This is a genomic window from Treponema primitia (assembly GCF_046533075.1).
In the GTDB taxonomy this organism is placed as follows: Bacteria; Spirochaetota; Spirochaetia; order Treponematales; family Breznakiellaceae; genus Termitinema; species Termitinema primitia_B.
Map to the genome: position 1 here is coordinate 1 of NZ_JAJQRB010000078.1, position 26,681 is coordinate 26,681.

At 52.4% G+C, this 26,681-nt stretch carries 23 protein-coding genes and 1 tRNA gene; 18 read left to right on the forward strand and 6 right to left on the reverse strand.

Going from position 1 to position 26,681, the window contains the following annotated elements; genetic code table 11:
• Positions 1-449: 449 nt before the first annotated feature.
• The 5 genes from LQZ19_RS16380 (at position 450) to LQZ19_RS16400 (ending at position 7,052) form a co-directional block, all read left to right on the forward strand.
• Positions 450-1,607, forward strand: coding sequence for an FIST C-terminal domain-containing protein (locus tag LQZ19_RS16380; RefSeq protein WP_411048764.1), 1,158 nt, complete (start codon positions 450-452; stop codon positions 1,605-1,607).
• A complete protein-coding gene (locus tag LQZ19_RS16385; protein WP_411048765.1) occupies positions 1,597-3,294 on the forward strand; it encodes a PAS domain-containing sensor histidine kinase in 1,698 nt (565 codons plus the stop codon). Before LQZ19_RS16380 ends, LQZ19_RS16385 begins: the two co-directional genes overlap by 11 nt.
• 137 nt (positions 3,295-3,431) lie before the next feature.
• Positions 3,432-4,517: a branched-chain-amino-acid transaminase gene (gene ilvE / locus LQZ19_RS16390; RefSeq protein WP_411048786.1), complete on the forward strand. Its 1,086-nt coding sequence runs from the start codon at positions 3,432-3,434 to the stop codon at positions 4,515-4,517.
• 144 nt (positions 4,518-4,661) lie between these two features.
• Entirely contained in the window at positions 4,662-5,852 is a 1,191-nt protein-coding gene (locus LQZ19_RS16395; protein ID WP_411048766.1) for a BamA/TamA family outer membrane protein, read from the forward strand.
• 15 nt (positions 5,853-5,867) lie between these two features.
• Positions 5,868-7,052, forward strand: coding sequence for a hypothetical protein (locus LQZ19_RS16400; protein WP_411048767.1), 1,185 nt, complete (start codon positions 5,868-5,870; stop codon positions 7,050-7,052).
• Here LQZ19_RS16400 and LQZ19_RS16405 read toward each other — a convergent pair.
• Positions 7,049-8,224 carry a glycosyltransferase family 2 protein gene (locus tag LQZ19_RS16405; protein WP_411048768.1) on the reverse strand — a complete coding sequence of 392 codons (1,176 nt, stop codon included), beginning with the start codon at positions 8,222-8,224 and terminating at the stop codon, positions 7,049-7,051. The genes LQZ19_RS16400 and LQZ19_RS16405 overlap by 4 nt on opposite strands.
• Before the next feature lie 56 nt (positions 8,225-8,280).
• On the opposite strand from LQZ19_RS16405, the gene LQZ19_RS16410 reads away from it, so the two are divergent.
• The 4 genes from LQZ19_RS16410 to LQZ19_RS16425 all read left to right on the forward strand — a co-directional run bounded on the left by LQZ19_RS16410 (position 8,281) and on the right by LQZ19_RS16425 (position 9,347).
• Positions 8,281-8,353: transfer RNA gene (locus tag LQZ19_RS16410), tRNA-Ala, on the forward strand.
• 31 nt (positions 8,354-8,384) lie between these two features.
• Positions 8,385-8,609: a hypothetical protein gene (locus tag LQZ19_RS16415; protein ID WP_411048769.1), complete on the forward strand. Its 225-nt coding sequence runs from the start codon at positions 8,385-8,387 to the stop codon at positions 8,607-8,609.
• 148 nt (positions 8,610-8,757) lie between these two features.
• A complete protein-coding gene (locus tag LQZ19_RS16420; protein ID WP_411048770.1) occupies positions 8,758-8,937 on the forward strand; it encodes a type II toxin-antitoxin system HicA family toxin in 180 nt (59 codons plus the stop codon).
• A gap of 5 nt (positions 8,938-8,942) precedes the next feature.
• Positions 8,943-9,347 (forward strand): helix-turn-helix domain-containing protein, encoded by a 405-nt coding sequence (locus LQZ19_RS16425; RefSeq protein WP_411048771.1) that lies wholly within the window; start codon positions 8,943-8,945, stop codon positions 9,345-9,347.
• On the opposite strand, the gene LQZ19_RS16430 is transcribed toward LQZ19_RS16425, so the two are convergent.
• Positions 9,344-9,532: a hypothetical protein gene (locus LQZ19_RS16430; protein ID WP_411048772.1), complete on the reverse strand. Its 189-nt coding sequence runs from the start codon at positions 9,530-9,532 to the stop codon at positions 9,344-9,346. The genes LQZ19_RS16425 and LQZ19_RS16430 overlap by 4 nt on opposite strands.
• A 123-nt stretch (positions 9,533-9,655) precedes the next feature.
• Here LQZ19_RS16430 and LQZ19_RS16435 point away from each other — a divergent pair, with 123 nt between their 5' ends.
• The 7 genes from LQZ19_RS16435 (at position 9,656) to LQZ19_RS16465 (ending at position 19,040) form a co-directional block, all read left to right on the forward strand.
• Positions 9,656-11,389, forward strand: a complete 1,734-nt coding sequence (locus LQZ19_RS16435) for a DUF5312 family protein (RefSeq protein ID WP_411048773.1) — start codon at positions 9,656-9,658, stop codon at positions 11,387-11,389.
• Between the two features lie 8 nt (positions 11,390-11,397).
• The gene (locus LQZ19_RS16440; RefSeq protein ID WP_411048774.1) at positions 11,398-12,162 is read left to right on the forward strand and encodes a purine nucleoside phosphorylase YfiH/LACC1 family protein; all 765 of its coding nucleotides are present in this window, start codon (positions 11,398-11,400) and stop codon (positions 12,160-12,162) included.
• Positions 12,163-12,190: 28 nt separating this feature from the next.
• Positions 12,191-13,963 (forward strand): arginine--tRNA ligase, encoded by a 1,773-nt coding sequence (gene argS, locus LQZ19_RS16445; RefSeq protein ID WP_411048775.1) that lies wholly within the window; start codon positions 12,191-12,193, stop codon positions 13,961-13,963.
• Positions 13,964-14,276: 313 nt separating this feature from the next.
• Positions 14,277-15,653, forward strand: a complete 1,377-nt coding sequence (locus LQZ19_RS16450; RefSeq protein ID WP_411048776.1) for an ABC transporter substrate-binding protein — start codon at positions 14,277-14,279, stop codon at positions 15,651-15,653.
• 86 nt (positions 15,654-15,739) lie between these two features.
• On the forward strand, positions 15,740-16,627 hold the full coding sequence (locus LQZ19_RS16455; RefSeq protein WP_411048777.1) for a carbohydrate ABC transporter permease: 888 nt from the start codon (positions 15,740-15,742) through the stop codon (positions 16,625-16,627).
• 11 nt (positions 16,628-16,638) lie between these two features.
• Positions 16,639-17,505, forward strand: a complete 867-nt coding sequence (locus LQZ19_RS16460; RefSeq protein ID WP_411048778.1) for a carbohydrate ABC transporter permease — start codon at positions 16,639-16,641, stop codon at positions 17,503-17,505.
• Positions 17,502-19,040, forward strand: a complete 1,539-nt coding sequence (locus LQZ19_RS16465; protein WP_411048779.1) for a xylulokinase — start codon at positions 17,502-17,504, stop codon at positions 19,038-19,040. The genes LQZ19_RS16460 and LQZ19_RS16465 overlap by 4 nt, the downstream gene beginning before the upstream one ends.
• Here LQZ19_RS16465 and LQZ19_RS16470 read toward each other — a convergent pair.
• From LQZ19_RS16470 to LQZ19_RS16480, 3 genes are all read right to left on the reverse strand, one after another.
• Positions 19,030-20,148 carry a M24 family metallopeptidase gene (locus LQZ19_RS16470; protein WP_411048780.1) on the reverse strand — a complete coding sequence of 373 codons (1,119 nt, stop codon included), beginning with the start codon at positions 20,146-20,148 and terminating at the stop codon, positions 19,030-19,032. The genes LQZ19_RS16465 and LQZ19_RS16470 overlap by 11 nt on opposite strands.
• The gene (gene ltaE, locus LQZ19_RS16475) at positions 20,145-21,227 is read right to left on the reverse strand and encodes a low-specificity L-threonine aldolase (protein ID WP_411048781.1); all 1,083 of its coding nucleotides are present in this window, start codon (positions 21,225-21,227) and stop codon (positions 20,145-20,147) included. Before ltaE ends, LQZ19_RS16470 begins: the two co-directional genes overlap by 4 nt.
• 314 nt (positions 21,228-21,541) lie before the next feature.
• On the reverse strand, positions 21,542-22,429 hold the full coding sequence (locus LQZ19_RS16480) for an Rpn family recombination-promoting nuclease/putative transposase (RefSeq protein ID WP_411048782.1): 888 nt from the start codon (positions 22,427-22,429) through the stop codon (positions 21,542-21,544).
• Positions 22,430-22,881: 452 nt separating this feature from the next.
• On the opposite strand from LQZ19_RS16480, the gene LQZ19_RS16485 reads away from it, so the two are divergent.
• A complete protein-coding gene (locus LQZ19_RS16485; RefSeq protein ID WP_411048783.1) occupies positions 22,882-24,633 on the forward strand; it encodes a SwmB domain-containing protein in 1,752 nt (583 codons plus the stop codon).
• A gap of 56 nt (positions 24,634-24,689) precedes the next feature.
• On the opposite strand, the gene LQZ19_RS16490 is transcribed toward LQZ19_RS16485, so the two are convergent.
• A complete protein-coding gene (locus LQZ19_RS16490) occupies positions 24,690-25,670 on the reverse strand; it encodes an Rpn family recombination-promoting nuclease/putative transposase (protein ID WP_411048784.1) in 981 nt (326 codons plus the stop codon).
• Between the two features lie 287 nt (positions 25,671-25,957).
• Here LQZ19_RS16490 and LQZ19_RS16495 point away from each other — a divergent pair.
• On the forward strand, positions 25,958-26,681 hold a 724-nt coding region (locus LQZ19_RS16495), incomplete at its 3' end, for a caspase family protein (protein WP_411048785.1).

Here is a 26,681-nt window from a genome sequence, read left to right on the forward strand (position 1 = left end):
CCGCAGTTCCACCTGTATCCGCGGCGCCCCATATCTCCCATGATGATCCTTCTGGTTGTCTACCGGTTCGGGGCAGGTCCACTCCGAGCCCTGGCGATTTTTTGTACTTCCTCCTCCTTTCTTCCTCTGTGATCTCTGTGTTCTTCCCTCCGTGTCCTCTGAGTTCTTCCCTCTGTGTCCTCTGTGTTCTTCCCTCCGTGTCCTCTGTGTTTCCCTCCGTGTCCTCTGAGTTCTTCCCTCTGTGTCCTCTGTGTTCTTCCCTCCGTGTCCTCTGTGTTTCCCCCCGTGTCCTCTGTGTTCTTCCCTCCGTGTCCTCTGTGTTCTTCCCTCCGTGTCCTCTGTGGTAAATCTTCTTTGTCCGTGTGGTCCGTGGTTGAATTTGGAATTTATGGCTTTTCGTTCATTACAATTTGTTGATCTTTGCTTCGACCGGTGATAGTATATAAGTAATGATAAAGACATTGAAGGCTTTTACGCTTGAAATTGACGATACTAAAGCGGCGGTTGACGGGATACTTTCTCAGCTTGATTTGAATCATCTAAGGAAGCATTCTGTCGGCATTATTACCTGTTTCCCCGATTTTATCAATTCCGGGGTAATTGCCGCTTTGGCGGAGAAGCTGCCCTTCCCCTTGGCAGGAACCACCACCCTGGCGGGGTCGACCAACGGCGCCAGGGGCGAAATGCTTCTCATCCTTACGGTACTCACCAGCGATGATGTAGAATTTATCACCGGCCTGACCGGGCCTATTACCGGCGAGGACGAAAAACCCCTGCGTCAGGCCTGGGAACAGACGGTCGCCGGACGGGCGGAAAAACCCGCCTTAATGCTGAGTTTCGCCCCCCTGCTTCTCAACGTGTCGGGGGACTTTTTTGTCGAGGCCTGGTCGTCCATTACGGACAATGTGCCCAACTTCGGTACCCTGGCGGTGGATAACAACCCCGATTACCATGAATCCCAGACCATTTACGGCGGTCTGACCTACCGGGATTGTTATGTGTTTATCCTCTGTTACGGAAAGGTTGATCCCCTCTTTTTTGTCGGAGGCATTTCCGAATCCAAGGCTTTTCGGGAAAAGGGTGTGGTTACCGCATCAAAGGGCAACCTTTTAAGCGGCGTTAACGGCGTTTCCGTGGCGGCCTATTTGAAAGGCCTGGGGCTTGAAACCGACGAGAAGGGCGATATAACCGGGATCAATTCCTTTCCTTTTATTCTGAACTACAACGATGGAACCCGGCCTATTATCCGGGTAATGTTCGCCATTGCCCCTGACGGTTCGGCGGTCTGCGGCGGCTATGTCCCCGAGGGAGCTACGCTGACGGTGGGCGCCATTACTGCCGAGGAGGTGCTTGTCACCACAGAGGCGGTGTTGAAAGAAGCCCTTGCTTCCGGAAAGGAACGATCCTGGCTGATGTTCAGTTGTGTAGGCCGTTTTTTTGCCCAGGGCTTCAATACTACTGCGGAAATGGAAAAGGTCGAGTCGTTACTCGGCGCCACGCCTTTCCACCTTGCCTATTCCGGAACGGAACTCTGCCCGGTTTACGGAAAGAACGGAACTTTAACCAACCGCAGCCATAACGATACCATGGTGATCTGTGTCATCTGAACTGGAACAGGCCCAGCTTCAAATACGGAAACTTGAGAGGGAGCTCAAGCAGGCCAATACCATTATTGAGCGCAATAAAATTGTAGTTGCGGCCAAGGATAATTTAAGCAAGATAATCGCGGACAGTAAATCGGAGCTGGAAAAGTACATGAACCTGCTCCTGGAGAATTGTCCTGATATTATCATTCTTTTTGATCGGGCCGGAAAAATTGTTTACTGCACCGATATTTTTCTCAAGACCATCCATGTTCCCGCCTTTGCCATGATCCAGGGAAAACACTATGAGGATCTGCTGAAGGAATATACCCCCAAAGTCTTTGTCGATCAGGCAAATGATATTTATGAACGCCATATCAGCAGCAGCAGCGACAACAAGCCGGTGTATATCCACGAAACCGTAGATTTCGGCAAGGACGGAAACCCCCGGGATTACAGTATACAGGTCAGTCCCATGAGGGATGATGCCGGTACCAATATCGGCGCCCTGGTGCTTTTTTATGACACCACCGATCTTCTTGCGGCTAAGCGTGAAGCGGAAAAGGCTAATAAGGCAAAGTCCGATTTTCTCGCTACCGTGTCCCACGAGATCCGTACCCCCATGAACGCAATCATCGGCATTTCCAATATGCTTAAAGCTACGAAGCTGGATGAAGTGCAGATAGGCTACCTTAAAAATATCCAGAATTCATCCAATGTCCTGCTCACGCTGATCAACGATATCCTTGACTTCTCAAAAATCGAAGCGGGGAAACTGGAACTTCTGCCGGACTATTTCAGGCTCGACTCCCTGCTGAGCCGTTTGAAAGTCATGTTTGAACTCCTTTTCCCCGAAAAGGATCTGAGCTTCAGCTGTACCTTCTCCGGCGATCTTCCGGAAGTGCTGTACGGCGATGAAAAGCGTATAGGTCAAATAGTGACCAATATCCTCAACAACGCCCTTAAATATACCCGGGAAGGGGGGGTAATTTTCAGGGTTGAATGTGATGGGGAAGCGATTGACGCCGTCCAAAGGATACGCTTTGTTGTGGAGGATACGGGTATCGGTATTAAGGAAGATGCCATACCCCGGCTTTTTACCGCCTTTGAACAACTGGATGTGGTACGGAACAAACAGGTACAGGGAACAGGGCTGGGGCTGGCGATCACAAAACGGCTCTGTGGAATGATGCAGGGTGAGATTGATGTAAAAAGCGTATATGGCAAGGGTTCCGTTTTTTCTATCACCCTGCCCCTCAAGACAGGTCTTCCGTCGGATCTGACGGAGCTTGAAGTACGGGTTATCAAATTCACTGCCCCCGATGCGCGGGTACTTTTGGTTGACGATATTGAAATCAATCTTGAAGTTGCCGGTTTTATCCTCGAATCATTTGGGATTCATGCGGATACGGCAAAAAGCGGCCGGGAAGCGCTAGAAAAGGTCAAGGCCAATGTGTACGATCTTGTCCTGATGGATCACATGATGCCCGAAATGGACGGGGTGGAGGCGACAAAGGAAATCAGGGTACTGGGGGGCCGCTATGCCGGTGTTCCGATCATAGCCCTCACCGCCAACGCCGTTTCCGGGGCAAAGGAAATGTTCCTGGCCAACGGCTTCAACGGTTTCCTCTCCAAGCCCATGGACGGTTTGATGGTTGCCGAAATCCTTCTCATCTGGTTACCCGAAAAACTTATCAAAAAAAGCTCCTAAACGTCCCAAATGCTATGGAGTCACCAATTCAGCATGATTCGGAAGTACCGGGCGCCCTTTTCAGGCATTGCCAGAGCAAGGGCGCTTTGATAAAATAGATAAATCTTGTGTTTTTCATGCGTATTGAGGAGGCGATGATGGCATTTGCGTTGAGTTCCTATCCTGTGACATACCGGGCAAAGTATGCTGGTAAGGTATGGACAGAAGAGTATCTGGAGAAACCCCATAAAACCCCGGCGGAAGAGGCCGCCATGGGAGCCGATGCGGCAAACGCCCTGGCGGATTCCCGGAATTTTTATACCGATATGCCCCTGGTAGGCTATACGACCCAATACGGTCTTTCCTGTTTTGAAGGACTCAAGGCGCTGCCCCAGAAAGACGGCGGCCTGGCGATTTTCCGGCCCGACCGGAATGCGGTACGGTTCAACAAGTCTATGATCGGGCTCTACATGCCCGGCTTCCCCGAAGACGCCTTTGTACGGGCCTGTGTGGAGACGGTCAAGCGGAATGTCCAACTGGGGTTCAAGCTGCAGTATAAGGCGGAGTGGGAAAAAGATTCCTTCATGACCGCCGATTCGATCTATATCCGTCCCTTTACCTATGCCGAAGGGGGCATCGGGGTGAACATTTCCTACGAGCCCTGGGTCGTGATTGTCACCACCCCGGTAAGTTCCTATTTTTCCGCCGGTAAATCCGAAGCGGTGGTTACCGAACGGATCCGGGCCACTCCCAAGGGTACGGGCTGGATCAAGGCGTCTTCCAACTATGTTATCTCCGCACTGGCAAAACACGAAGCCGCCGATGCGGGCTTTATGGAATGTGTATTCCTGGACGCAACCCACCGGAAATATGTGGAGGAAGGTTCCTCCTGCAATATTTTCTTCTATCTAAAGTCCGGTGAACTGGTAACCCCCGAACTGGGGGACACCATCCTGCCGGGGATTACCCGTTCCAGCATCATTGAGCTGGCCCAAGACCGGGGTGTGAAGGTTTCGGAGCGTCAAATCGCCATCGACGAAGTTTTTGCGGAAGCCAAGGAATGTTTCGTCAGCGGTACCGCCGCCGGGGCCACCCCCATCGAGTCCCTGAGCTACAAGGGCAAGAAAGCGGTTTTCAACGATGGTAAAGTAGGAGAACTAACCGCTGAAATTCGGGACACCCTAAAAGGCATCCAATACGGCTCCCTCCCCGACACTAAGGGGTGGATGACGAGGGTCGTATGAAATACGACCCGGTTAATAAATTCCTATCGGCAACAGGCCCGCAGGGACTGATGGTGCGGGTCGTATGAAATACGACCCGGTTAATAAATTTTCATTAATCTGGTGACAAAGCTGCCGGGGCGCACCCTTTTATTTACTTTTTTGATGGTCACCGGTATTCATCTTCATGCTCAGGAGATTACCGCGATCTCAGTAAAGGGGATCGTCCGTACCAAGCCTCATGTGGCGGAATACCCCCTAAAAAAGTTTATCGGCCGGGACGGGATGAGCCTTGATTTTAACGAAGTCCATGCGGCAATTGTCAATACGGGTATTCTCGAACCTATTTCCATCGGGGTAGGAGAAAACCCGGGCGGAGACGGGATGACCCTTACCGTGAATGTTCGGGAAAAATGGGCCTTTTTCCCCTTCCCGGTATTTTTTATGGATTCCGACGGGGGGATGAGCGGAGGGGCTGCCTTTATGGATGCCAACGCCTTCGGCTTAAACGACAAATTTATTGTGGCGGGGATCTTCGGTACCTCCGGTGTGATTGCCTCGCTTATCTATCAGAATACCCCGGAACGGAATTTCCCGGGCTGGAGCCTCATGGGTATGTACGGCAGGCGGGACCAGCGGGATACGGATCAGAACAAGAAGGATCTTCGGCGATACAGTCAGGATACTATCATCGGCAGCCTGGGGATGAACTATTCGGTAACGGAGCTCCTCAAGACATCAATATCATTTTCCCTGCACCGGCGGAGTATCCGGGAAAGCGAGGATGACCTTTTTCCACCGGAAGAAGGCATCCTTTCCGGGGGCATCAACCCGGCTCTGGAAATAAGCCGCAGCCACTGGGACGGATTTCTGCTTTCACAACAAAATGCAAAATTGGATTATACTTTTCTTATGGTGATGGACGATCCTGCCCTGCATATCCTTTCCCTGCGGGGGAACTATGAACTCTCCATGGTTCCCGGTTTTAAGGCAATTATCCGCGGAGGCATCCATTATGCCCCCGCATCTCCGCCCCTCCTTGAATCTTCCGCCTCATCCGTGGGCATCAATATACTCCCCCCCAGCACTTTTTCTGCGCAGCATTATGCTGGCGCCGTATTGGGTTTGGAGAAGTACCTCTATAAATTTTCCCAGGGAACCCTGGCGCTCCTCGCCACGTATCAGGCAGTTTATTCTTATGGACCTATTCTTGAACATCAATTCGATCACGGTGTCACCGGCGCCGTTAATTTCTACCTAAGCAGAATAGCCATTCCCGCCCTGGGATTTGGTCTTTCCTATAATGTGGCGGCGGATGAATTTACAAGTACCTTCAACATAGGCATGAGTTTTTAAATATAGGAGGCTACTATGAAAAAAAGATTTTTCCTGGGGATAGTTTTTCTACTGCCGTTTTCTTTTTCGCTTTTTGCCGAGGATGCCGCGCTTCCCCCGGTCAAGACAGTCAGCTTTTCCCTGACCCCCGCCTTTGAATTTGCGGATCTTGTGTATGGTTATGAGGGGGGTACATCGTATTGGGTCAATGAGACCGGCCTCCTGCGGGTATTCAGCACCGCTCTTACCCTGGGGTACGGTATTCTTGACTGGATTTCCGCCGAAGCCAGGTGGAAACCGGGCTGGACTATCGCATCCAATGCGGAATTTGAAATAGCGTATGAGCTTAACAACGATGGTACAAAAATACTTTCGAATGCCAGTCTCAATGCCAACGACCTGTCAGATATTTTTTTGGAAGCAAAAATTCAGATCATTGGCGAAAAGGCGCCGATACAATCCTCCCGATGGCGCTTTACCCTGGGCCCGGAAATTAAAATTCCTTTGCCGGGCACGGACTTTGAGGAACAATTTAATAAGGCCGGAACAGCGGATACCCTTACTGTTCTTAACGGTGACAACCATGTTTTTGGTCTTGGTTCCCGGGTTTATACGGATTATAGAATTACCAGGCACTTCGCTATCAACCTGAGCGGTGAATTTTTATATTATCTTGGTAAAAACAAGTTGAAGGATAGCAGTTTTCTGGAGTATATGGCAGCCCGGATTGAAAAGAAAAGGCTTCTCGTAGAGATTGCTAACTCCGGCGGAGATGAGACCGCGCAAAAAGCCGAAGCCGCTAAGGTAGAAAATACTGATGAGGAAGTTGGATACGGCTACGATTTAAGCGTTGAACTGGAACCGGCCTTTACCATCCCTTTAGGCGCGGACATGGTTCTTAGCGCGGGACTCCCGGTACAGTTCAAATTCAATTCAGGGAAAACATATTCATTTTTAGGCGTCGAAGAGATTGTTTACGGTGCTGTTACAAACAAAGACAGGTTCGAGAAAGTGCTGAATGAAAATTACCCCGGTTTATGGGCCACCGCACCAAATCTCTTGGTCACCGTAAGGCCGAATGTTTCTGTTTTCTTTATAAATTGGAAACTACCTACGGAATTTGCGGTTAGTTATGCTATTCCGGTTTGGGGACTGAACCGGATGGCCAGCTATTCCATAAGTTTGCAGGTAAAGACCTACCTTGGCGCCGGTCTTTTCTAAGCTCCGGGGGTCACCGGACTATCTTTCCAGGATGGCTTGACCCCCAGAAACCCCAGGATGGTCAGAAGGGTAAAATACAGGGGGGTAAAAACCGTGTGGAGTATCCATGCGGGCCCTGCATTGGGGACTGCTGCGCCGAAAACATTCAGGGTTGCCAGGGTATTCATGGTCATGGCGAGTAGTACCGCTGCGGGGAGGGGCCAGAGGGAAGGGATGAAAGGAACCATGGGGATAGCTATCATTCCCATAGAAATAGTAATCATCAGAAAGCCGAAATTCAGTCTGGTAGAAATCTCGGGACTAAAGAGTCCCCCGTTATTCCACCGGAGGGTCTGGTTGAGCAAATCCTTCCAGGAATTTTCCCCCCGGGTCATCACAAAGACATCGGCGCCGCAGGCGGATCGAACCTGATACTTGGATTTCGCCCGGATCTGAGAAATCAGGGCAGCATCCTCCGTGGGGGAAGGAGGAATCCGCTCATAGCCCCCGATACAATCCAGGGTTTCCCGCCGGAGTATAAGGTTATTCCCAAACCCGCCCCCGGCCGCTCCGATTCCCGTAGAAGCCGCCAGATACATATACCGTATGGCATGGTCAAAACACTGGTATACCTGGAAAAAACCCTTCCCCCCGGGCAGCTTAAAAACCGGCCCGATAACTGCCCCGACTCGTTCATCGGCCATGCGGGCTATCATGGCGCGTATCCAGGAAGGCGGTACCTCGCAGTCCGCATCGGTAAAGAGGAACAGTTCCCCCTGGGCAATATCAATACCCCGGCTCAGGGCATATTGTTTGTGGTTCGGCCCGGGATTTTCCGTCAGGGAAATGATCCTGACATTCCCCCGGGTCCCGGCAAAACGCTGAAGCATGGCGGGGCTTTCGTCAGTAGACCGGTCATCCACAAAAATATACTCCGTCCCGGGACAATCCTGGAGCCCCAGGGTCCGGAGCAGCCCCTCCATACGCAGCGCCTCGTTACGGATAGGGATAACCACCGAAACCAGGGGTTTAGGCGCCTCCGCATCCGCTATTTGCAACGGAGTTCCCCGGGCGGCCCGTTTATCCCGGCGCCACTCCAGAAGCAACCCCGCCATAAGGACACAGTGGAGCCCCACAAAGACAAGGGCAAACCCAAAACGAAATATATTGTATAAAACCACGGTCAAACCCATATTGCCTAAGTATACAATATTCGCTATACTTTCCACCAGACTTTAGTCTGTCCTATGGGGAATTAGCTCAGTTGGTAGAGCGATTGGTTCGCAATCAATAGGTCACCGGTTCGAATCCGGTATTCTCCAAAAGCGTCTTCAATTATTGCTTATACGCAAAATGAAAGCCATGAATGGAGAGTACCCTTTTTCCCTATGGCAACGAGCGGACCGGCCTAATTATTATGTCCAATTCAAAAACGAAAAGACCGGGGCGGCGGTCCATAACAACGCCATTGCGGACATGATACGGCGGGCGGACATGACCGCGGCGGACGCTGAAAACATTATTAAAGAATTGAATAGAATCCGGCAGAAAAAAGAGACCCCTGGCGGCGTTGAGTAAGAACTGCATTATTCAGGCGGGGATAATTGCCTTTATGAAACAACTTTCCGTATGAACGACACCGGGGAAAAAGGGGTGATATCCCAGCCCCGGAAAAAACTGTCTTCCCTTGCTTGACAATACAATATATATATTGTATACTGTAAACATGACGGCAAAAGAGGTAATGGACAAACTGAAAGCCCGTGGGTGGACACTGGATAGGATAACCGGGTCCCACCATGTATTTGTCAAAGCCGGGCGCCGTCCTGTAGCGGTTCCATTTCATGGCAATAAGGATATTGGTAACCTTGCAAAAAGAATCCTTAAAGAAGCCGGGATCGAGTAGGAGGAATGATGACTTACCACTGCACCATAGAAAAAGAGGGGGATGAATATATCGCCCAATTCCCCGATATGACCAATGTCGTAACCTGCGGTTTTTCCCAGGACGAAGTCCTTGCCATGGCCAAGGAAGCCCTGGACGGCTGCTTGGAGGCCGATATATCCCAGGGTAACAAAATACCGCCGCCCGCCTTTACTGAAGGTTATCCTATAACCGTAGCAAGCCATATTGCTTTGTCTCTTCAGCTCCGGGAACTCCGGGGAGAACAAAGCCAATCAGCGATTGCCCAAAGACTGGGTCTTAGCTATCAGGCGTATCAGCGCCTTGAAAACCCCCGGAAAGCAAACCCCACGGTAAAAACACTGGAGAGAATTGCCCGGGTCTATGGCCGGGAATTAAACATATCAATCTAAGCCGTACCCCGGAAAACCTCGCCCCGGCCGAAGGATTTTGAACAACGTTGCTTTAAGTCCGGGGCTGATACTTCCCGGACGGCCGCCAGCCATATCGCCATGTCCGCAAGCCCCGGACGCCATACCCGCAGTGTCAAATAAGAGCGGCAGCCCCGGAAGAAAAGACAGACAAAAGACAGATACAAACTAAGTATAGAATACAGACCCGGGGCCTTTCGCAATCAATAGGTCACCGGTTCGAATCCGGTATTCTCCAAAAGCGTCTATTGCGGTAGCATACGCCCTTCAAATAGCATATACTGTTTATTATGGAAGAAAACGGCGTTTTTAACCGTCTGGTCATGGCGCTTCCCATGGATGACCGGAAAAATCTTCTGGAAAAGCTCAACGCCCAGTCCGGGGATTCGGATCAGTTCCTGTATAATGATAGCGGCAGTCCGGATTCCGGGGCTGAGATCATGGATATCAAACAGAGATTTGACGTACTGCCCTGGTATACCCGCCTTTTTTTTTGGTTCATCGGCCTGTTTGGGGGGAAAACTCCCCTGCAGATTTTTCAGGGCCGGCAGGTGGCTCAAGTTGGGCGGCTTATTGAGGAACAATCCCCGGGGATCTACGATTATGAGCATGACCTGCTCCTTCCGGCTTTTTACAAAGCGGTTACGGATCTTAAGGACAGCGCCCGTTTTTTCTACGATGCACTGGATATGAGCGTGAACCGGGACAAAGGGGCCTTTTATGTCTTCCTCGCCTCCCTGGAAATGGAGGATATCCACCGCCTCCTGCTGGAAGGGACGGATCCCGTAAAGGTAGCGGAAAAGCATGCCGGCGCTTCCGATCAGGTTTTGCGGCAGATGGGTATACTGGCCATGGACGAAGGCATTGCCGCCATAGGGGATGATCGCAGGGTGGTGATGTACTACAATGCCCGGACCTTAAACTGCCTGAAGGAACTTTCATCCTTTCTGTTTGACCGGCTCCTGGTCTCCTTTGCCAACCACCGTGGACGGCAGGGAAAGGTCTGTTCCGCCCATCTGGTGAATAATTATCTCCGGAATCTGAACAACATCCTCTATTCCCTAAAGGAGACTCCTCCCATGACCCTTCTGGAGTCCCTCTTTATATTCATCCTCCAGGATAAATCGGAAACACCGGAATTTAACATGGAAACCGAGATGACCATTCTCCTCGGCCAGGCGCAGAAAGCCCTGGCGGTGATCCGTAATTTCAATAAAACTGTGCCACTGAACAGGATACTCCGCTGTGCGGAAAAGGATATGAGTATCCTCCCCCAGACTATAAGCGGCGGCGAGGACTGGTTCAGTATGTACAAGGAATACTGGAAACATACGGTGGATGAACAGTTTAACGATTATAACCGCAACCACCGCCGCCGGGAACTGCTAAAGGACTTCCAGGATTTTTTTAAGGGCGCGGAGCTGCAGGTCCTTGCCGGGGTGGAATCGGATTTTCCAAACCCGCTGGAATACAACTCCATTGGGATGCCCCTTAGGGGAGCCTTCTGCCTTTCCTTCCTGCGGACCTTTCATTCCGTCCTGTTTGTCCCGGAGTTGAATCTGGTCCTCCGGCCCATCCTGATTGACGGCGAGTTCTTTAAAAAGGAAAACCTCACCGAATTTAATGACGCCTATAACGATCTCTTTAAGATTGATGAAATTCTTAAACACTTTGAGGGGGATATCTCCATCAAGGGGGATCTGGGAAAACGGTATATCGCCGCGAAGATGGATATGTCCTCCCTGTCGGTGAAACGGCACAAGGTCCAGCTTTTGGAGGATGAGGCTTCGGACGAGGCGAAGAAGATCATCGACCGGATCGGGGATGCCCTGGAGCTTATGGTGAAGGTTCTGGAGGGCATACTAACCAAGGCCCCGGATGGAAAATTCGACACCCTCACCAATTTAGCGGACATGTCCGGAAAAACCGATACCTTTGCTCTGGGCATTACTAATACTATTAAAACACTAAGCCAGGCGCGGAAACTCATGCATAAAATAAGTATCATGGAGGCCGGGCGCTAGCTCAGTATATGCCGATGACCCTCCATCCCTTTACGCTTTCCTTTGATAGCCCCTCCTATGCACAGATGCCCCTGATGATGGATGGCGGCGTAGTAAGGGAAATTCGCTGCGTCATTTCTTCCCGCGCCGCCGGAAATATGGTATATTCTGATGATAGCGATACCCGGACCCCCTTCTTCCGTTCCCTGGGTTTGGCGCCGGAGCAGGTACGGAGCTGTACCCAGGTCCATTCCCGTACCGTCCTGGCCGCGGATGACCGCTTTTCCGGCCGGCCCGAAGCGGACGGTATGGTAAGCCGGGACCGGACAATCGCCCTGGCGGTAACCGTGGCGGATTGCCTTCCGGTGTTTCTGTACGATACCCTTACCGGCGCTTGGGCTCTGCTCCATTCGGGTTGGAAGGGTACGGGGATAGTTCTCAATGCCCTGTCCCTTATGGCCGATCGCTGGGGAACCCGGCCGGAAGCAGTGGCGGCCCTGCTGGGGCCCTGTATTCACCCCTGCTGCTATCAGGTGGACGAGGAGCGGGCCGCCGTTTTTGAGGCGGAGTTTGGCGGGCCTTCCGGAGCGTATCCCCTGGGACCGGTGGTTAAGCGGGATGGGGGGAAGCCCGCCCTGGATCTCCAGGCCGCCAACGCCCGCTTACTGGCCAAGGCGGGGGTACGGAACATCGCCTACGGTGAGGACTGTACGTTTACGGATCAACGGCTGGGCTCATTCCGGCGGGAAAGGCCTGCCTATACCCGGATGCTTGCCGTGATGGGATATTTTTAACCGGACCTATGGGTCAGAAGGAATTAGTATGGATGCCATAAGAGACGCATGGAGAGCCCGGATTGCCCGGGCTCTGGAAAAAGTGCTTGCCGATGCGGGCCTTGAGGGGCGCATTGACGCCGCCCAGGTGATCGCCGAGATACCCCCCAAGCCGGAATTGGGCGACCTGGGTTTCCCCATGTTCGGCTTTGCCAAAACACTGCGGAAGGGCCCTCCCCAAATTGCCCAGCTGGTTGCCGCCGCCTTAGCCGCCGACAGCATTACTGAGGATTTGGGCAAAGGATCATTCGCCGCCGAGGGTCCCTATGTCAACGTGCGACTGGACCGGCCGTCGGTGACCGCTTCCGTTCTGGCTCAGATGGCGGACGAAAGCGTTCCGGTGGGCCGTCCGGGCAATTTTGCCGGGTCCCGTATCACGGTGGAGTTTTCCAGCCCCAACACCAATAAACCCCTCCACCTGGGTCACCTGCGGAACGACATCCTGGGGGAAAGCATCTCCCGTATCCTGGCAGCCTGCGGGGCGGAGGTACGGAAGGTGTGCATCATCAACGACCGGGGCATCCACATCTGTAAATCCATGCTTGCCTACAAAGAATACGGCGAAGGTAAAACCCCGGCTTCCGAACATATCAAGAGCGATCACTTTGTGGGTCACTGGTACGTCAAATACCACCAGATGTCCCAGACCGACAGCGGCGCCGAGGCGCGGGCCCAGGATATGCTCCGCAAATGGGAAGCCGGTGATACGGAGACCGTGAAACTCTGGCAGACCATGAAGGACTGGACCGTGGACGGTATGAAGGAAACCTATGAACGTACGGGGATTTCCTTCGATCAGTATTACTACGAAAGCAACACCTACCTTTTGGGGAAGGACGAAGTCCTCAAAGGTCTGGAGCAGGGTATCTTCTACCGGGAGCCGGACGGCGCGGTAGCGGTGGATCTGACTGCGGAGAAGCTGGACAAAAAAATTCTCCTCCGCAAGGACGGGACATCGATCTACATCACCCAGGATTTCGGTACCGCCATCTTCCGGCACAATGACTGGCCCTTCGACCGCATGGTTTATGTGGTAGGCTCCGAACAGCAGTATCACTTCCAGGTCCTCTTTGCTATCCTGAAAAAACTGGGCTACCAATGGGCCGATAATCTCTACCATCTTTCCTACGGCATGGTGAACCTCCCGGAGGGGAAGATGAAGAGCCGTGAAGGCACCGTGGTGGACGCCGACGACCTCATCGACAGCCTGCGGGATCTGGCCCTGGAAGAAATCCGCAGCAAGGACCGTGAAGAAGCGGTGGGCGATTCCGCGGAGGTGGCGGAGAAGATAGCCCTGGGAGCCCTTCACTACTACCTTTTACAGGTAACCCCCGCCAAGGACATGCTCTTCGACCCCAAGGAATCCCTGTCCTTCAACGGCAACACCGGCCCGTACCTCCAATACATGGGCGCCCGGATCTCATCCATACTCCGCAAAGCCAACAGTAATACTAACGGCGCGGCCGAAGGCCTTCTCAAGCCGGAACTCCTCAGCAACGACGCCGAATGGGAGCTTATCAAAACCATCTCCGCATATCCCCAGGCCGTGGCGGACGCAGCAACCCGGATGGACCCCTCGGTTCTGGCGGCCTATCTCTACGATCTATCCAAGGGCTTCAGCCGTTTCTACCACGACTGCCCCATCCTCAACGCCGGGGACCCCGCCGTAGCCGCCGTCCGCCTGGCTCTCTCCAAGGCCGTCCTACGGGTACTGCGGGATGCGCTTAACCTTATTGGGATACCCTTCCTGGAGACCATGTAAAACCTTAATCCGGCGATCCGGCAGAAAAGAATATGCCCCAAATTACGTTATCGGGGGTGGTGGTGTAAAAAATATCAGGGGGACCCTTTGGGGGTTCCTGATATTTTTTACAGCCACCAGGACCCCAAACGAAGTTAAATGGGCATATTCTTTTCTGCTTTGTTGACAAACCGGGGAAAGGCAGTTATGATCAATAATGTGTTTGTCCATTTAAACCTTTTTAAGATTTTATATAGTTTCCCCTAAGCTTATTCATTTTCTCGAGGTATCCAGCCTGGTTTTTAAGATCGGGTAGATCTATAGGAGGATCATTATGAAGAGGAGTGCTGTTTTATCAGTAGTGGCGGTCATTATGCTGGCGCTGGCAGGAAGTCCGTTGTTTATAGGATGTGGTAAGCAGGGAGGAAGCAGTGTACAGCCGGTAACGGTGAACATTGCCCTGGCAAACAACCCCAATTCCCAAGCATTGGCTAAAATTGCCCAGAATGAGTACAAAGCGGCCGGCGTTACGGTTAATATTTCCGTATTGCCGGAAAACGACCTGCGCCAGCGGCTAACCACCGAAGCATCCACCGGCGGGATTACCTATGATATCTATTATATCGGTCCCTACGAAGCTCAAACCTGGGCGAAGAACGGCTGGCTTGAAAACCTTGATCCCTATTTCAGCAAGCTCAGCGCCGAACGGAAAACCTGGTATGACCGGGAGGACCTGATCAAGGGTATGTTAGATTCTGTTTCCCTGAACGGTACCCCGTACGGGATTCCCTTCTACGGCGAAAGCTCCTTTATTATGTATAACAAGGAACTTTTTGCGGCCAAAGGGCTGACTATGCCTCAAGAACCCACCTGGCAGCAGATATATGAACTCGCCAAGGCAATTCATGATCCTTCCAAGGGGATTGTCGGCTTTACCATGCGGGGAACCCCTGGCTGGGGCATGAGCGGGGCGCCCTTTGTCACCATGGTTAACGCCTTCGGCGGCAAGTTCTACGACATGAATTGGAACGCCACGGTAAACACTCCCGAACAGCGGGGTGCCTGGGAAATGTACAAGAAGATCCTCCGGGAAGCGGGCCAGCCGGATATTCTGTCCTATACCTACAATGAATGTATCGGCCTGATGGCTTCGGGCAACTGCGGTATCTATTATGACGCCACTTCCCTTGCGAATGATCTGGAAGCGGATGGCGCCAAAACCAAGGGAAAAATTGGGTATGTAATGGCCCCCCATGACAAGCTTAACAAAAACACTGCATGGCTCTGGAACTGGACCATGGGGATCAACCCCAAGGCCACTGCGGCGAAAAAACAGGCTGCCTTTGATTTTATGCTCTGGGCAACTTCAAAGGAATATATCGCCAAGACCATCGCCTCGGATCCCTCCGGAGCCAGTACTCCCCCGGCGTCACGGTCTTCAACCTATAAACTTGCCGCGTATGCCTCGGTTCCCTATACTGATGCGACGCTCAAGACCCTGGAAGGGATTGACTTTACCAAGCCCTGCCTTGACCCCGTACCCTATGTGGGGCTCCAGTATATCGCGATCCCCGAATTCGCCGATGCGGGTGATATTATGACCCGGAACCTGGCGGACTATGTGGTGGATAACATCACCCTGGACGAGGCGCTCCGGAGGACCCAACAGACCTTTGAAGCGGTGGCAAAAGAAGGCAATTATAAAAAGTAAGTCCACCGTGTTTTTGTATAAGTAAATCTAAACCCCATCCGGTGGCCTAAAAACCACCGGATGGTTCTTTATGTCTAGGGGGTTTTATGAAAAGAAAAACCGATTACAAGTATCTGCTACCGGCGGTTGCGGTTGTCGCACTTATGACCCAGGTACCCTTCGTATTAACCCTGGTTTTTTCAACCCTGCGTTGGAATATGTCCAGGCCGGATATACCAAGAACTTTTACCGGACTGGGTAATTTTCTCTATTTTCTAAAAATCGAAAATCTCAAGGATATTCCGCCCTTTTACGGCATCCTGTGGCAGACCATTCTAATCATCGGCATTACCCTGTTTCTTTGTTCTTTTCTTGGGTTTTTGCTGGCCCTCTTGTTCGATCACCCTGTTCCGGGAATAAATATAGCCCGAACCCTTATTTTAGGGCCCTTTTTTGTCATGTCTACAGCCAGCGGCGTTGTCTGGAAGACTACCATCTTCAACACCATCTTTGGGTGGTACGGGGTAATCGTAAAAGCCCTGGGACTCACCCCGGTGGATTTAGTGAGTTATCATCCTTTGGCGGTAATAATCGTGCTTTTTACCTGGCAGTGGATGCCCTTCTTTGTGCTGGTTTTGCTCGCCGGGCTTCAGGGCTTGGACGGGGATCTCCTGGACAGTATGCGTATCGATGGGGTGAACTGGCTCCAGGGAATCTTCTTTATCAAACTGCCGCTGATCATGAACCACCTGCGGGTGGCGATCATGCTGGGTCTGGTGTTTGTGGTAAAAGAATTCGGACTGATTCTTACCACCACCGCCGGCGGGCCGGGTACCCGGTCTTATACCCTGCCTTATTACGTGTATATGCAGATTTTCAGCGCCAATAACGTCGGCCGGGCGGGCGCCTTGGCGGCGATGACCGTTTTTCTGACCCTGGCTCTGGTCAACTTTATCTACCGTTCTATTGAACGGCGCAGCGCAAAGTATAATTAAAGGAGGCGGCTATGGGCGGTAAATCAATCGCAGACGTTCAGCGGACCATCAGGGTGCGGAATTTTATCAAGAAATTGCTCCTGGCCCTGGTTATATATGCCATCGCTATTCTGTATTTTTTCCCTATTCTGTACATGTTCCTTTCGGGGTTTAAGACCGAACAGCAGGCGGTGATGCCCGCTATTTTTTTCAAGCCCACCCTGGCAACCTATAGAAAGGTGTTGAGCGATCCCACCATGCACCAGTACCTCCGCAATTCCCTGTTTCAGGTTTTCTTCGGTACCGTAATCAGCCTTGTCCTTGGAATCCCCGCAGCCTTTGCCCTGGTATTCGGGCATCTGAAAAAGAAGGAGTCTTCGGGCAAATATTATCTGTGGTTTATCACCACCATCCTCCTGCCTCCGGTAGCGGTTCTTATTCCCCTGTTTACCTGGTACCAGCGGTTCCGGCTTATCAATACCCCCTACGGGCTGCTGGCCGCCTATGTGGGTTTTCATATTCCCATCGTGGTATGGATGGTTCATTCCTTCTTTTCGGACCTGCCCAAGGAAATTTTTGAGGCCGCTGAAATTGACGGATGTACTAAATTCCAGCGCATGACCAGGATCGCCATACCCCTGGCCCGGACGGGGATACTCTCCGCCGCTCTTCTGGTGGCGGTCTTTATCTGGAACGAATTCTTCCTGGGATTTAACCTTACGGGGAATCCCACCGCAACCCTACCGGTGTATATGTCCCGGTTTCGGGAACAGCAGGGACAGTTCGTGGCCCAGCTTTGCGCATCCTCCACCATTTCAGTACTCCCCGCAGTTATTCTGGGCTGGATGACCCAGAAAGCTCTGGTAAAAGGATTGGTTGCCGGCGCGGTTAAGGGATGAAATCCGGGATACTTGTTTACGATATAGGAACCACCAGCGTAAAGTCCGCCCTCTTTACCGGGACAGGCGCCTTGGCAGGTTCCGTATCCAAGCCCTACAAAACCGAATACCCCCAGCCCGGCTGGGCTGAACAGGACCCGGATCTGTTTTGGGAAGCCGCAGTCCTGGGGACCCGGGAACTCCTGGCTTCCCCGGAAGCGGCGGGAATCTCCGTAGAGGTCATCGGCCTTACGGGGCACATGAACGGCTGCCTTCCCGTGGATGCCCGGGGACAGCCCACCCACCGGGAGCTTATCCATTCCGATTCCAGAAGTACGGTCCAGTGTGACCGGGTCCGTTCCCTCCTTGGGGAGGATGCGGTGTACCGCAAGACCGGTAACCCCGCGGATGAGCATCTTTCCCTTTCAAAATTCCTCTGGCTAAAGGACGAGCAGCGGGACGCCTATAACAAAACTGCTTGGGTTATCAATTCCAAGGATTATGTGCGGTTCAAGTTGACGGGCATCCTGGGTACCACCGATTTTTCCGACGCCTCCCTTACGGGGATGCTTGATCTTGCCGGCCGAACCTGGGCCTGGGATATGATAGACGCCCTGGGATTGCGCCGGGAATGTTTCCCCACAATACGGAGCAGCATCGAGCGGGAAGGGGGGCTTTCCGGAGAAGCTGCGGAGATCCTGGGGCTCCCTGCGGGGATACCCGTTTCCTACGGCGGCGGCGACGGGTCCTGCGCCACCCGGGGCGCGGGGGTTACCGGTCCCGGAGAGGCCTATGTTTCCGTGGGTTCCAGCGCCTGGACATCCATGCTTGCACCGGAACCCCGGTTTGATCCCCTGAGGCGGATGCAGAATTTCTTCGATCTGGACGGCCATTCCTGCAATGTCTGCGGAACTACCCAGACTGCGGGGATTGCGGTGGACTGGGCCCTGGGGCTCCTCTTCGCCGACATATCCGATACGCCGGAACAGTACCGGGCCATTGAAAAGAGTCTTGAGGACATACCCATAGGTTCCGAGGGGGTCATGTTCCTGCCATACCTGATGGGGGAACGTACCCCTCACTGGGACGCCGCCGCCCGGGGTGTCTTTGTCGGCCTTTCCCTGGCGGGGAACCGGCAGACCCTGCTCCGGGCGGTATATGAAGGGGTCAGTTTCGCTATCGGGGAGATTGTCGATATCTACGCCGATCTTTCCATGCCCATAAAAACCTTCACCCTCCTGGGAGGCGGTATTCGCAGTCCCTTCTGGCGCACCCTAATCTGTGATATCGCCGGTATACCCATGCGGGTCCATCCCTTTCCTACCCATGCCATTTCCCTGGGAGCAGCCATGGCCGCAGGGGTATCCGTGGGCCTCTGGAAGGATCTGGAGGAAGCGGTGGCGCAGATCAACGGCTTTGAACAGATAGAGCCGGATCTTAAAAAGACCGGGCAATACAAACGTTTTTTTTCGATATACAAGGGGATTTACCGCAACATTAAACCGATTTTTAATGAATTAAAGTCGGCGGGAACGGATAGTATCCCTAAAACCTGATTATCCGCGCCTTGGTAAGAAGCTCCGGGCCCGATTCGGTGAGGAGTATGTCGTTTTCCAGACGGCAGCCGCCGTGAACAGGATCGTAAAGCCCCGGTTCCAGGGTAAAGACCATTCCCGGCCGGAGCTGCCAGGTATTGTCCTGCCGGCTGCGCAGGTAGGGAGCTTCATGGGCTTCCAGACCTATGCCGTGACCCAACGCGTGGGGCATGGCCTTCCGGGCTTTGCCGAAAATTGCGTCCGCCGCCAAGCTGATTTCCCTGGTGTAGACCCCGTCCTTAACCATTGAAAGAGCCTTTTCGTAGGCTTTTTCCGTAAGGGAAAGCATCTTTTCCTGGGCCGGGCTCAGGGGGGCCTTAGCAAAGCTGAGGGTGACGTCGGTGGTGTAGCCCCGGTACTTGAGGCCGAAGTCCAGGATGGACAGGCCGGGCCCGGCGAAGGGTTCGGCGGTATAGGCGGGGAAGGCGTGGATGCCGAAGCTCCGTCCGGCGCCGGCGGCCAGGGTTTCAAAGCCCGTACCTTCGCAGCCCCGTTTGCGGCACTCCGCCTCGATAAAGAGTACCACGTCAATTTCCGTGGGGATCCTGCCCGCAGTAATGTTGTTTTCCAGCAGGTCGATAATCTCGTTGGTGATCCCCCCGGCTTTGCGATAAATCTCCTGTTCTTCTTCATCCTTTATCGCCCGGAGGCTTTCCGCTTCTCCGTGGGTACCACTATTCCGGCAGAGGATATCGTATTCTCCCGCATCCCCTACGTATTTGAGAAAATTCGTATAGGAAGTAACCGGGGGGATTTCCACCCGGGAACCCAGCGGGATCTTGAAAAGCGCCGCCGCCCCCTGGAGGGCTTTAACCGAGCGCCGTTCAAATTCGCCATAGGGGATAACAACATCCGCCTGGGCGTAAACAGCCGCCATATTCGCATCCCAGGGAACCAAAAGGGATTTCCCTTCGGCGCTCAGAAAGAGAAGTGCGTCCGAGGGCTGGCCGGTCATCCAGCGGATCGCAGGATCTCTGCGGCCTTCAGTATCCTCGAACATGACCATGGCGATCCTTTCATTGACCATCCATTCGTATAGCTTTTTCCGGCGTTCATCGTAGGCGCTCACAAGGCTGTTCCTTTAAATAGTTTTTCGAAGGCTTCCTTCGACGCTTCCAGGACAAGATTGAGTTCGTTGTCACCTATCCAGTAATGGGTGGCAAAGCGGAACACCCCCTGATCCGGAGGACTTATTACAATATTCCTCTTGGCGAAAAAATCAACGATACCCTTGGCGATATCCGCATCCTTCGCGGGGGGAAATGAAAAGAAAACCATGTTGATATCAACTTCTTCCGGCTTAGTAACAATACCCGGAATAGTCCCAAGTTCTCCGGCCAGCCGTTTCGCCCGCCCATGGTCTTCCGCCAGCCGCTTCGTCTGTTCCCGCAGGGCGATGATCCCCGCCGCCGCCAGTATTCCTGCCTGGCGCATACCGCCGCCCATGATCTTCCGTTTGTACCGGGCGGCCTCGACAAAATCCCGTTTTCCCGCCAATAGGGAACCCACCGGGGCGCAGAGCCCCTTGGACAGGCAGAACATCACCGAGTCTACACGGGCGGCGATTTCCCGGGCCTCCACCTTTAGTGCGGCGGCGGCGTTGAAGAGCCGGGCGCCGTCCAGATGAACCGGGAGCCCCCACTCATCCGCCACGGCCCGCACCGCATCCATGTCGGCAAGTGACACCACCCGGCCCAGGGAGTGGGCGTTTTCCAGGCAGATAAGGGATGTAGCCGGAGCGTGGAGATCCGCCTTCCGCAGCCGCTGCCGGAGATCCCCGGGCCGCAAAACTCCGTCCGGGGCGTGAATAGGCCGGGTTTGTACCCCGGCGATAACCGAAGCCGCTCCGGCTTCGTGCTGGATGATGTGGCACTCCTCCCCAAGGATCACCTCGTCGCCGCGCTTACACCAGGTAAAGAGGGCCAGCTGGTTACCAAAGGTACCGGAGGGCACAAAAACTGCCGCTTCCTTGCCGCTGATCTCCGCGCCCAGCTTTTCAAGTTTATTGACCGTGGGATCATCGCCGTATACATCGTCCCCCACCTCGGCGTTTGCCATGGCCTTACGCATGGCGTCCGTGGGGCCCGTTACCGTATCACTCCGCAGATCTATCATTTTATCACGAGCTCCGCCATCCGAATCGGACATACATCTTCTCCTGGTTGGTGAGTGTATCCCATATCTTTGTTGTTGAATACCCCTTTTTTTTGTATTTTGTCGGCAAAATCGGGCGTGGGGAGGGGTGCGCCCGGCTTCATGTGCGTGTAGAATTCGCCTCCGCAGCCCCGCTGCGCGGGTCTACTACAGCGAGGAATTCCACATACATGAAGCCGGGCGCACCCCTCCCCACGCCCGCCGGTGTCACATAATACGAAGAAGGGGGATTTACCGGGAGATCACATACTGGAGTGGCAGGGTGGGGGGGCTTTAGGAAGGATGAGGAACGGCAAGGCGCAGGTTAGTTAAATCTTTTCGATTTCTTCCGGTGTAAGCCCGGTGGCAGTAGTGATTTGTGTACTAGTCATTTCCATGGCTTTCATGTTCCGGGCTATTTCAACAGCTTTCTTTTTTTCACCTTCCCGCTTCGCCTTGTTGATAACGCTGGTCAAGTCCGACATCGCCATTGCTCGCATCTGGTAGGCCCGTAACGCTTCCTTGTCTTTTGACACAAAGTCCATTTTGGTCTCCGCTTTCTGTATAGCCGCATCCATTTGTACTATCTCCTCTACAAGTTCAGGCGGGCTATCCTGGTTAAAATAGGTCATCCACCGCTGTAAGGTATCGTTCTTAATGTCCTTTTCCCGAAGCCGCTTGAATTTCACCATGTCTATGAAGTGGATTTCCAGCGCCTCGGTTAAAATATAATCCCGTTCGGTGTCTTCCCGCAAGTGGAAGCTGGCATGAAAGTCCTGAGTTTCCAGGTATTCAAAGTTGACGATGTTTATGGCTATGACGTTCGGCAGCTTCACATAATCATCTCCGACCTCTATGTTCCGGGTGTAGCCCAAGCTCCAGTAAAAGAGGCTCCGCCTGTCCATATTGTCCAGGTTTTTAAGCTGTACCTCAATATTTACCCGGGTCCCGTCTGCGGCTTTGGCCCGGACATCCAGAATACTTGCTTTGTCCCCGATGATCTCAGCTGTTATGGCGCGGTTTTCGATAATCTCCACCGAAACCAGGGGCTCCTTCCGGGTCCGCTGTAATACGGCGTTGAGGAAGCTCAAAAGCTGGTCCTCATCGCCTTTTTCACCCATCATTTTGAGAAAAAGGTAGTCGTTTAATGGGTTCAGCCGTTCAACTGCCTTTCCTGAATCAACCGTTTTATCATCTATAGCCGGAATATTCATCATATAATGCCCCCGTACCAGGAAGATGGGGTTAGGGGGAATTTTGCTTTAGTAAAATAGATTTTTTCTTAATTTATAGAAGTTATTGACAAATTTTCTATAGGGGTTACAATACTTTCATGCTTCAGCCAGACAAAATAGCAGAAAAAGGCTCACGGCTCACATTATACTTTAACTAAAACACAACATGTCAAGTATCTAACGTATAAATTTCCACTTTTAAAGAAAAATTCGACCGCAAAGTCGCAGAAGGCGAAGAAGAAGGAAGGGAAAACTTGGACCTATTCCCTTAAAACTTCTGCGCCTTCTGCGCCTTTGCGGTCAAAATTCTTCAAATCTTTGCGGCTAAAATCCTTCAAATCTCGGCTATTGGTAATGCTGCCGCGGTCGGTGTCGGCATTGGCTCCATAATAAATTTGTCGACGGGACAAAAAAACCGTAAGGGAGTTTCTAACATGAAGAATAACAAGTTTATTGTAATGGGAATGTTGGCAGTGTTACTGATATTCGCTTTCGTTCTGACTGCCTGCGGAGGCGCGGACGGCGGCCCTACGGGCGGGCACGCGGACACTACCGCACCAACGGTAACAGGCGCTGTTATTGAAAACAGCGCAAAAAATGTATTAACAGTAACCTTTAGCGAAGTGGTTACTATTACCGATGCGAACGGCTTTAGCATCACCGGCTCCACCGGCGCGACCGCTATTACCGCCGTAAGCGGCACAGACACAAACGCTCTTAGTTTCACCTTAAACGGCAATGCGGTGCATGGCGAAACGATCACGTTTTCGTATGTTGCAACGTCGGGAAATGTAAAAGATGCGGCGGGAAACGCACTTGCGGCGTTTGCCGATAAAGCGGTAACCAACAACGTGAATGGAATAGTAGGCGGACAAAATGATATTACCGCGCCTCAATTGTCTACTGCGCTTATCGCGAGCGATGCGCCTGGTACGCTTGCTCTTACCTTTAGCGAACCGGTTACCGGAGTTTCAGCGGCGGACTTTACCGTTACCGGCAGTCCCGATACTATAAGCATCAGCAGCGCTTCGGGCAGCGGCACAAACTGGACACTTACCCTGAGCCGCCCGGCAGTCTATAACGAGACGATTACCCTTGCATATAACGGAACCGCCATTGTAGACACGGCGGATACACCCAATGCGCTTGCGGCGTTTACCGGCAAAGCCGTAACCAACCAAATTGTCACATTTTTGGGGTTATATACCAGTGGAAATAAAACTATAAGCTTTAGTGATACAAATTGGGCCGTAAAAATAGATGGAAATTGGTCTGATGGAAGTATCTATGTGGTTGGTATTATTAATGGTACTACTCCCCAATATACTGTTAGTGGAAATACTGCCACATGGACTGCGGCAGGAACAGGCTCAGGAAAAGAAGGAACCGCTACTCTATCTGGCAATACGTTGACCGTATTAAGCGGCAATGCTGCCATAAATGGCACATACACTAAACAAGCCGTTGGATTATTTCGTATAAAGGTTACTGGAATTCCTCCTGATGTAATTTCGTTACTATCAGCATCTAATCCTTTGTCCAAAATTCTATTTAGTATAGGTGATCCAGGTTCACTTAGCCCGTCTAACCTAGGATCTACAATAATCGCCGCCAGAGATTCAGACGCGGCTGGCTGGGGTGATATTATAGGAGATGATTGGTATGAGTGCTGGATGTATGACACAGTCGCCCAAAGGTTATATTATTTTGGAACCCCCGGGACTTATGATATAAGGTTTCTTGCTCAATCACTTTCAGTCTACAAATATAAGTCCACGGTGCAATTACAGATAAATGAAACTAATATTATCCCGTATAGTTCGTTTTCGGATTTTACGGTCAGTACCAAAAAACTTGTTATAACAGGCATAACGGATACGCAAAAAACCGCCGGACAAAGCGGGTTTATGGTTGGCGTGTTTCCTGCCGGAACCACACTCGGGAATGTCGTGGCACGAACAAATCTTATTGCGGGAGCGGATGACGAAGAAGATATTTCAATATCAGGAGTATCTCCGTCTTATACGGCAACAATTAACAACCTGTTAGGCACTTGGACAGACATAAATACTTGTGACATATATGTTACACTGGGTTCCACTTATTATATGAAGACAGGAGTAACAGCTTCTTCGGCAACGATAAATGTTGATATGTCAACTTTTGTACCAATAACATCACAGTGAGCCGTGAATAACATCGAGGGGTGACGGGCACGTGCCTGTCACCCCTGCGTTGCCTACTATTCTATTCCGGCCTCCCGCAGCTTCCGCCTAAGCTCCTGGTTTTCCCGGTCTTTTTCATCAATTACTCGGTCCTTCTCCCCAATGGCCCGGGCATTTTCCTCAATGGCCCGGGCATTTTCCTCGAGTATCGGCTTGTATTTCGCCTCAACCTCTTCTTTCCCGGCTTCCCGGCTGGCGTACATCTCGGACCGGTAGTCCATTGCGGCTTTTTCACGAAATAACGCCCGGGCCCATTGTTCTTCCGTTCGGCTTATCTTCTTTAACATCCGTTCCGCTTGCATGATCCCATCCTCCCGGCAGAGTTCTTCGACCAGCCCCGCCATCCGTTTGTCGTTCCTATACCTAAAGTATATACCCCACTTCTGGTCCGCAGGCAAGTCTTTCAGGGTTATTTCCCCCGAAAAATACTTATCGGCTATACGTTTTAGCTTTGGCAGTTCGTAGAAAATTACTTTTACCACTTCGCTCAGTTCGTCATGTTCATCCTCCTCCCGCATGGTGTAGCGCCGGGGGATCTTATCGCTTTCCGGAAATAGGACGAAATTGAGGAAGAAGATCTGGTAGACCCGGGATATAGTTTTGTAATACTTCCCTTGCTTGGCCTGGCTGGAAAGGAGGTAGGCGGCATAGACCATGGCCCGTACTTTGATGTCATCCTCGGTCTTTTTAACTTGGATCTCGATATCCGCCTGTTCCCCATCGTTAAAGACCAGGTGGATATCCAGTCGTATGGTCTTTCCGGTGAGGTACTCCGGGAGGAGTTCGCTATTCCTGATGGATAGCGACTCCACCGGGCGGTGGATGCAGGCGGATAGGAGGCAGCGGAGGGCTGTTTTGGAATCCTCGTCATTGGCGGTAAGCAGAGCCTTAAAGACGAAGTCCGAAAGCAGGTCCAGGGACTTGCCCGCTTTGGCGTTTTCTCTGGCTTGGCGGCGGAGGTCCGGATTGAAAAAAGAAAATAGGAAGGGTAGTTTCATAGTGAGCTCCTTTACGGCCTTTTTGGGCCGTACCGGATATAGGGAGCTCAGGTGAAAAATGCTTTACTTGGGAGAAAATATTTTAATTAAAAATACCTCCTTTTAATGATTATATAAATAAAGCATTAAAAGATTTTAAAATGCCGGAAAGAAAATAATTGGTAAAAAAATAAAAGGGTTCTGTGCTCCGGGAAAATAGCGAAGATGTGTGTAACCCAGTGGCGTCCGGCGACCTTTTCCTCCGATAATTCTTTACAGCCCATCGTAATTGGTGGTATCCTGTTCCCATGAAAAAGGTGATGGTTCTTATGGCGCTGGTCCTGCTGCCTCTGGCTTTGGGGGCACAGCAGAAGTTTGCCCTGGTCATCGGGAACGGGGCGTATACCTCGACGCGGGAGCTGAACAATCCGGTGAATGACGCCAACGACATGAAGGCCGCCCTGGAGGGCCTGGGGTTCCGGGTGGACCTGGTGCTGAACGGGAGCCTCCAGGCCATGGAGGATGGGGTTACCCGGCTGAAGAACCGGCTATCCGGGGCCGAGGGGTCCTACGGCTTCTTCTTCTACGCAGGCCACGGAGTGCAGTCCGAGGGGGAGAACTACCTTATCCCGGTGGATGCGGCTATCCAGGGCGAGTCCTACCTGCGTACCAAAGCCCTGCCGGTACAGGCCGCCCTGAACGAGATCAAGCAGGCGGGGAACCCCCTGAACGTGATAGTCCTGGACGCCTGCCGGGACAACCCCTTTAGCTGGTCCCGGGGCGGCAGCCGGGGCCTTACGGTGGTTGGCGCCCAGCCCGCAGACAGCCTGATAGTCTACGCCACCAGTACGGGCAGCACCGCCGCAGACGGCACGGGCCGGAACGGCCTTTTTACCGGCCAGTTGTTGAAGAACCTGAAAACCCCCGGCCTGGAGGTCTACGACATCTTCCGCCGTACCGCCGCAGATGTGCGCCGTGCAAGCGACGGCAAGCAGATCCCGGCGATCTACTCACAGCTTTCCTACGAGGCGT

Excerpts from the sequence above, each read along its gene's own strand:
- LQZ19_RS16415 (WP_411048769.1), top strand. The coding sequence starts at position 8,385 with ATGAAAGCCATGAATGGAGAGTACCCTTTTTCCCTATGGCAACGAGCG.
- LQZ19_RS16490 (WP_411048784.1), bottom strand. The coding sequence starts at position 25,670 with ATGAAACTACCCTTCCTATTTTCTTTTTTCAATCCGGACCTCCGCCGC.
- ltaE (WP_411048781.1), bottom strand. The coding sequence starts at position 21,227 with ATGTCCGATTCGGATGGCGGAGCTCGTGATAAAATGATAGATCTGCGG.
- LQZ19_RS16480 (WP_411048782.1), bottom strand. The coding sequence starts at position 22,429 with ATGATGAATATTCCGGCTATAGATGATAAAACGGTTGATTCAGGAAAG.
- LQZ19_RS16405 (WP_411048768.1), bottom strand. The coding sequence starts at position 8,224 with ATGGGTTTGACCGTGGTTTTATACAATATATTTCGTTTTGGGTTTGCC.
- LQZ19_RS16425 (WP_411048771.1), top strand. The coding sequence starts at position 8,943 with ATGATGACTTACCACTGCACCATAGAAAAAGAGGGGGATGAATATATC.
- LQZ19_RS16465 (WP_411048779.1), top strand. The coding sequence starts at position 17,502 with ATGAAATCCGGGATACTTGTTTACGATATAGGAACCACCAGCGTAAAG.
- LQZ19_RS16450 (WP_411048776.1), top strand. The coding sequence starts at position 14,277 with ATGAAGAGGAGTGCTGTTTTATCAGTAGTGGCGGTCATTATGCTGGCG.
- argS (WP_411048775.1), top strand. The coding sequence starts at position 12,191 with ATGGATGCCATAAGAGACGCATGGAGAGCCCGGATTGCCCGGGCTCTG.
- LQZ19_RS16420 (WP_411048770.1), top strand. The coding sequence starts at position 8,758 with ATGACGGCAAAAGAGGTAATGGACAAACTGAAAGCCCGTGGGTGGACA.
- LQZ19_RS16400 (WP_411048767.1), top strand. The coding sequence starts at position 5,868 with ATGAAAAAAAGATTTTTCCTGGGGATAGTTTTTCTACTGCCGTTTTCT.
- LQZ19_RS16380 (WP_411048764.1), top strand. The coding sequence starts at position 450 with ATGATAAAGACATTGAAGGCTTTTACGCTTGAAATTGACGATACTAAA.
- LQZ19_RS16460 (WP_411048778.1), top strand. The coding sequence starts at position 16,639 with ATGGGCGGTAAATCAATCGCAGACGTTCAGCGGACCATCAGGGTGCGG.
- LQZ19_RS16440 (WP_411048774.1), top strand. The coding sequence starts at position 11,398 with ATGCCGATGACCCTCCATCCCTTTACGCTTTCCTTTGATAGCCCCTCC.
- LQZ19_RS16435 (WP_411048773.1), top strand. The coding sequence starts at position 9,656 with ATGGAAGAAAACGGCGTTTTTAACCGTCTGGTCATGGCGCTTCCCATG.
- LQZ19_RS16395 (WP_411048766.1), top strand. The coding sequence starts at position 4,662 with ATGGTCACCGGTATTCATCTTCATGCTCAGGAGATTACCGCGATCTCA.
- LQZ19_RS16455 (WP_411048777.1), top strand. The coding sequence starts at position 15,740 with ATGAAAAGAAAAACCGATTACAAGTATCTGCTACCGGCGGTTGCGGTT.
- LQZ19_RS16485 (WP_411048783.1), top strand. The coding sequence starts at position 22,882 with ATGAAGAATAACAAGTTTATTGTAATGGGAATGTTGGCAGTGTTACTG.
- ilvE (WP_411048786.1), top strand. The coding sequence starts at position 3,432 with ATGGCATTTGCGTTGAGTTCCTATCCTGTGACATACCGGGCAAAGTAT.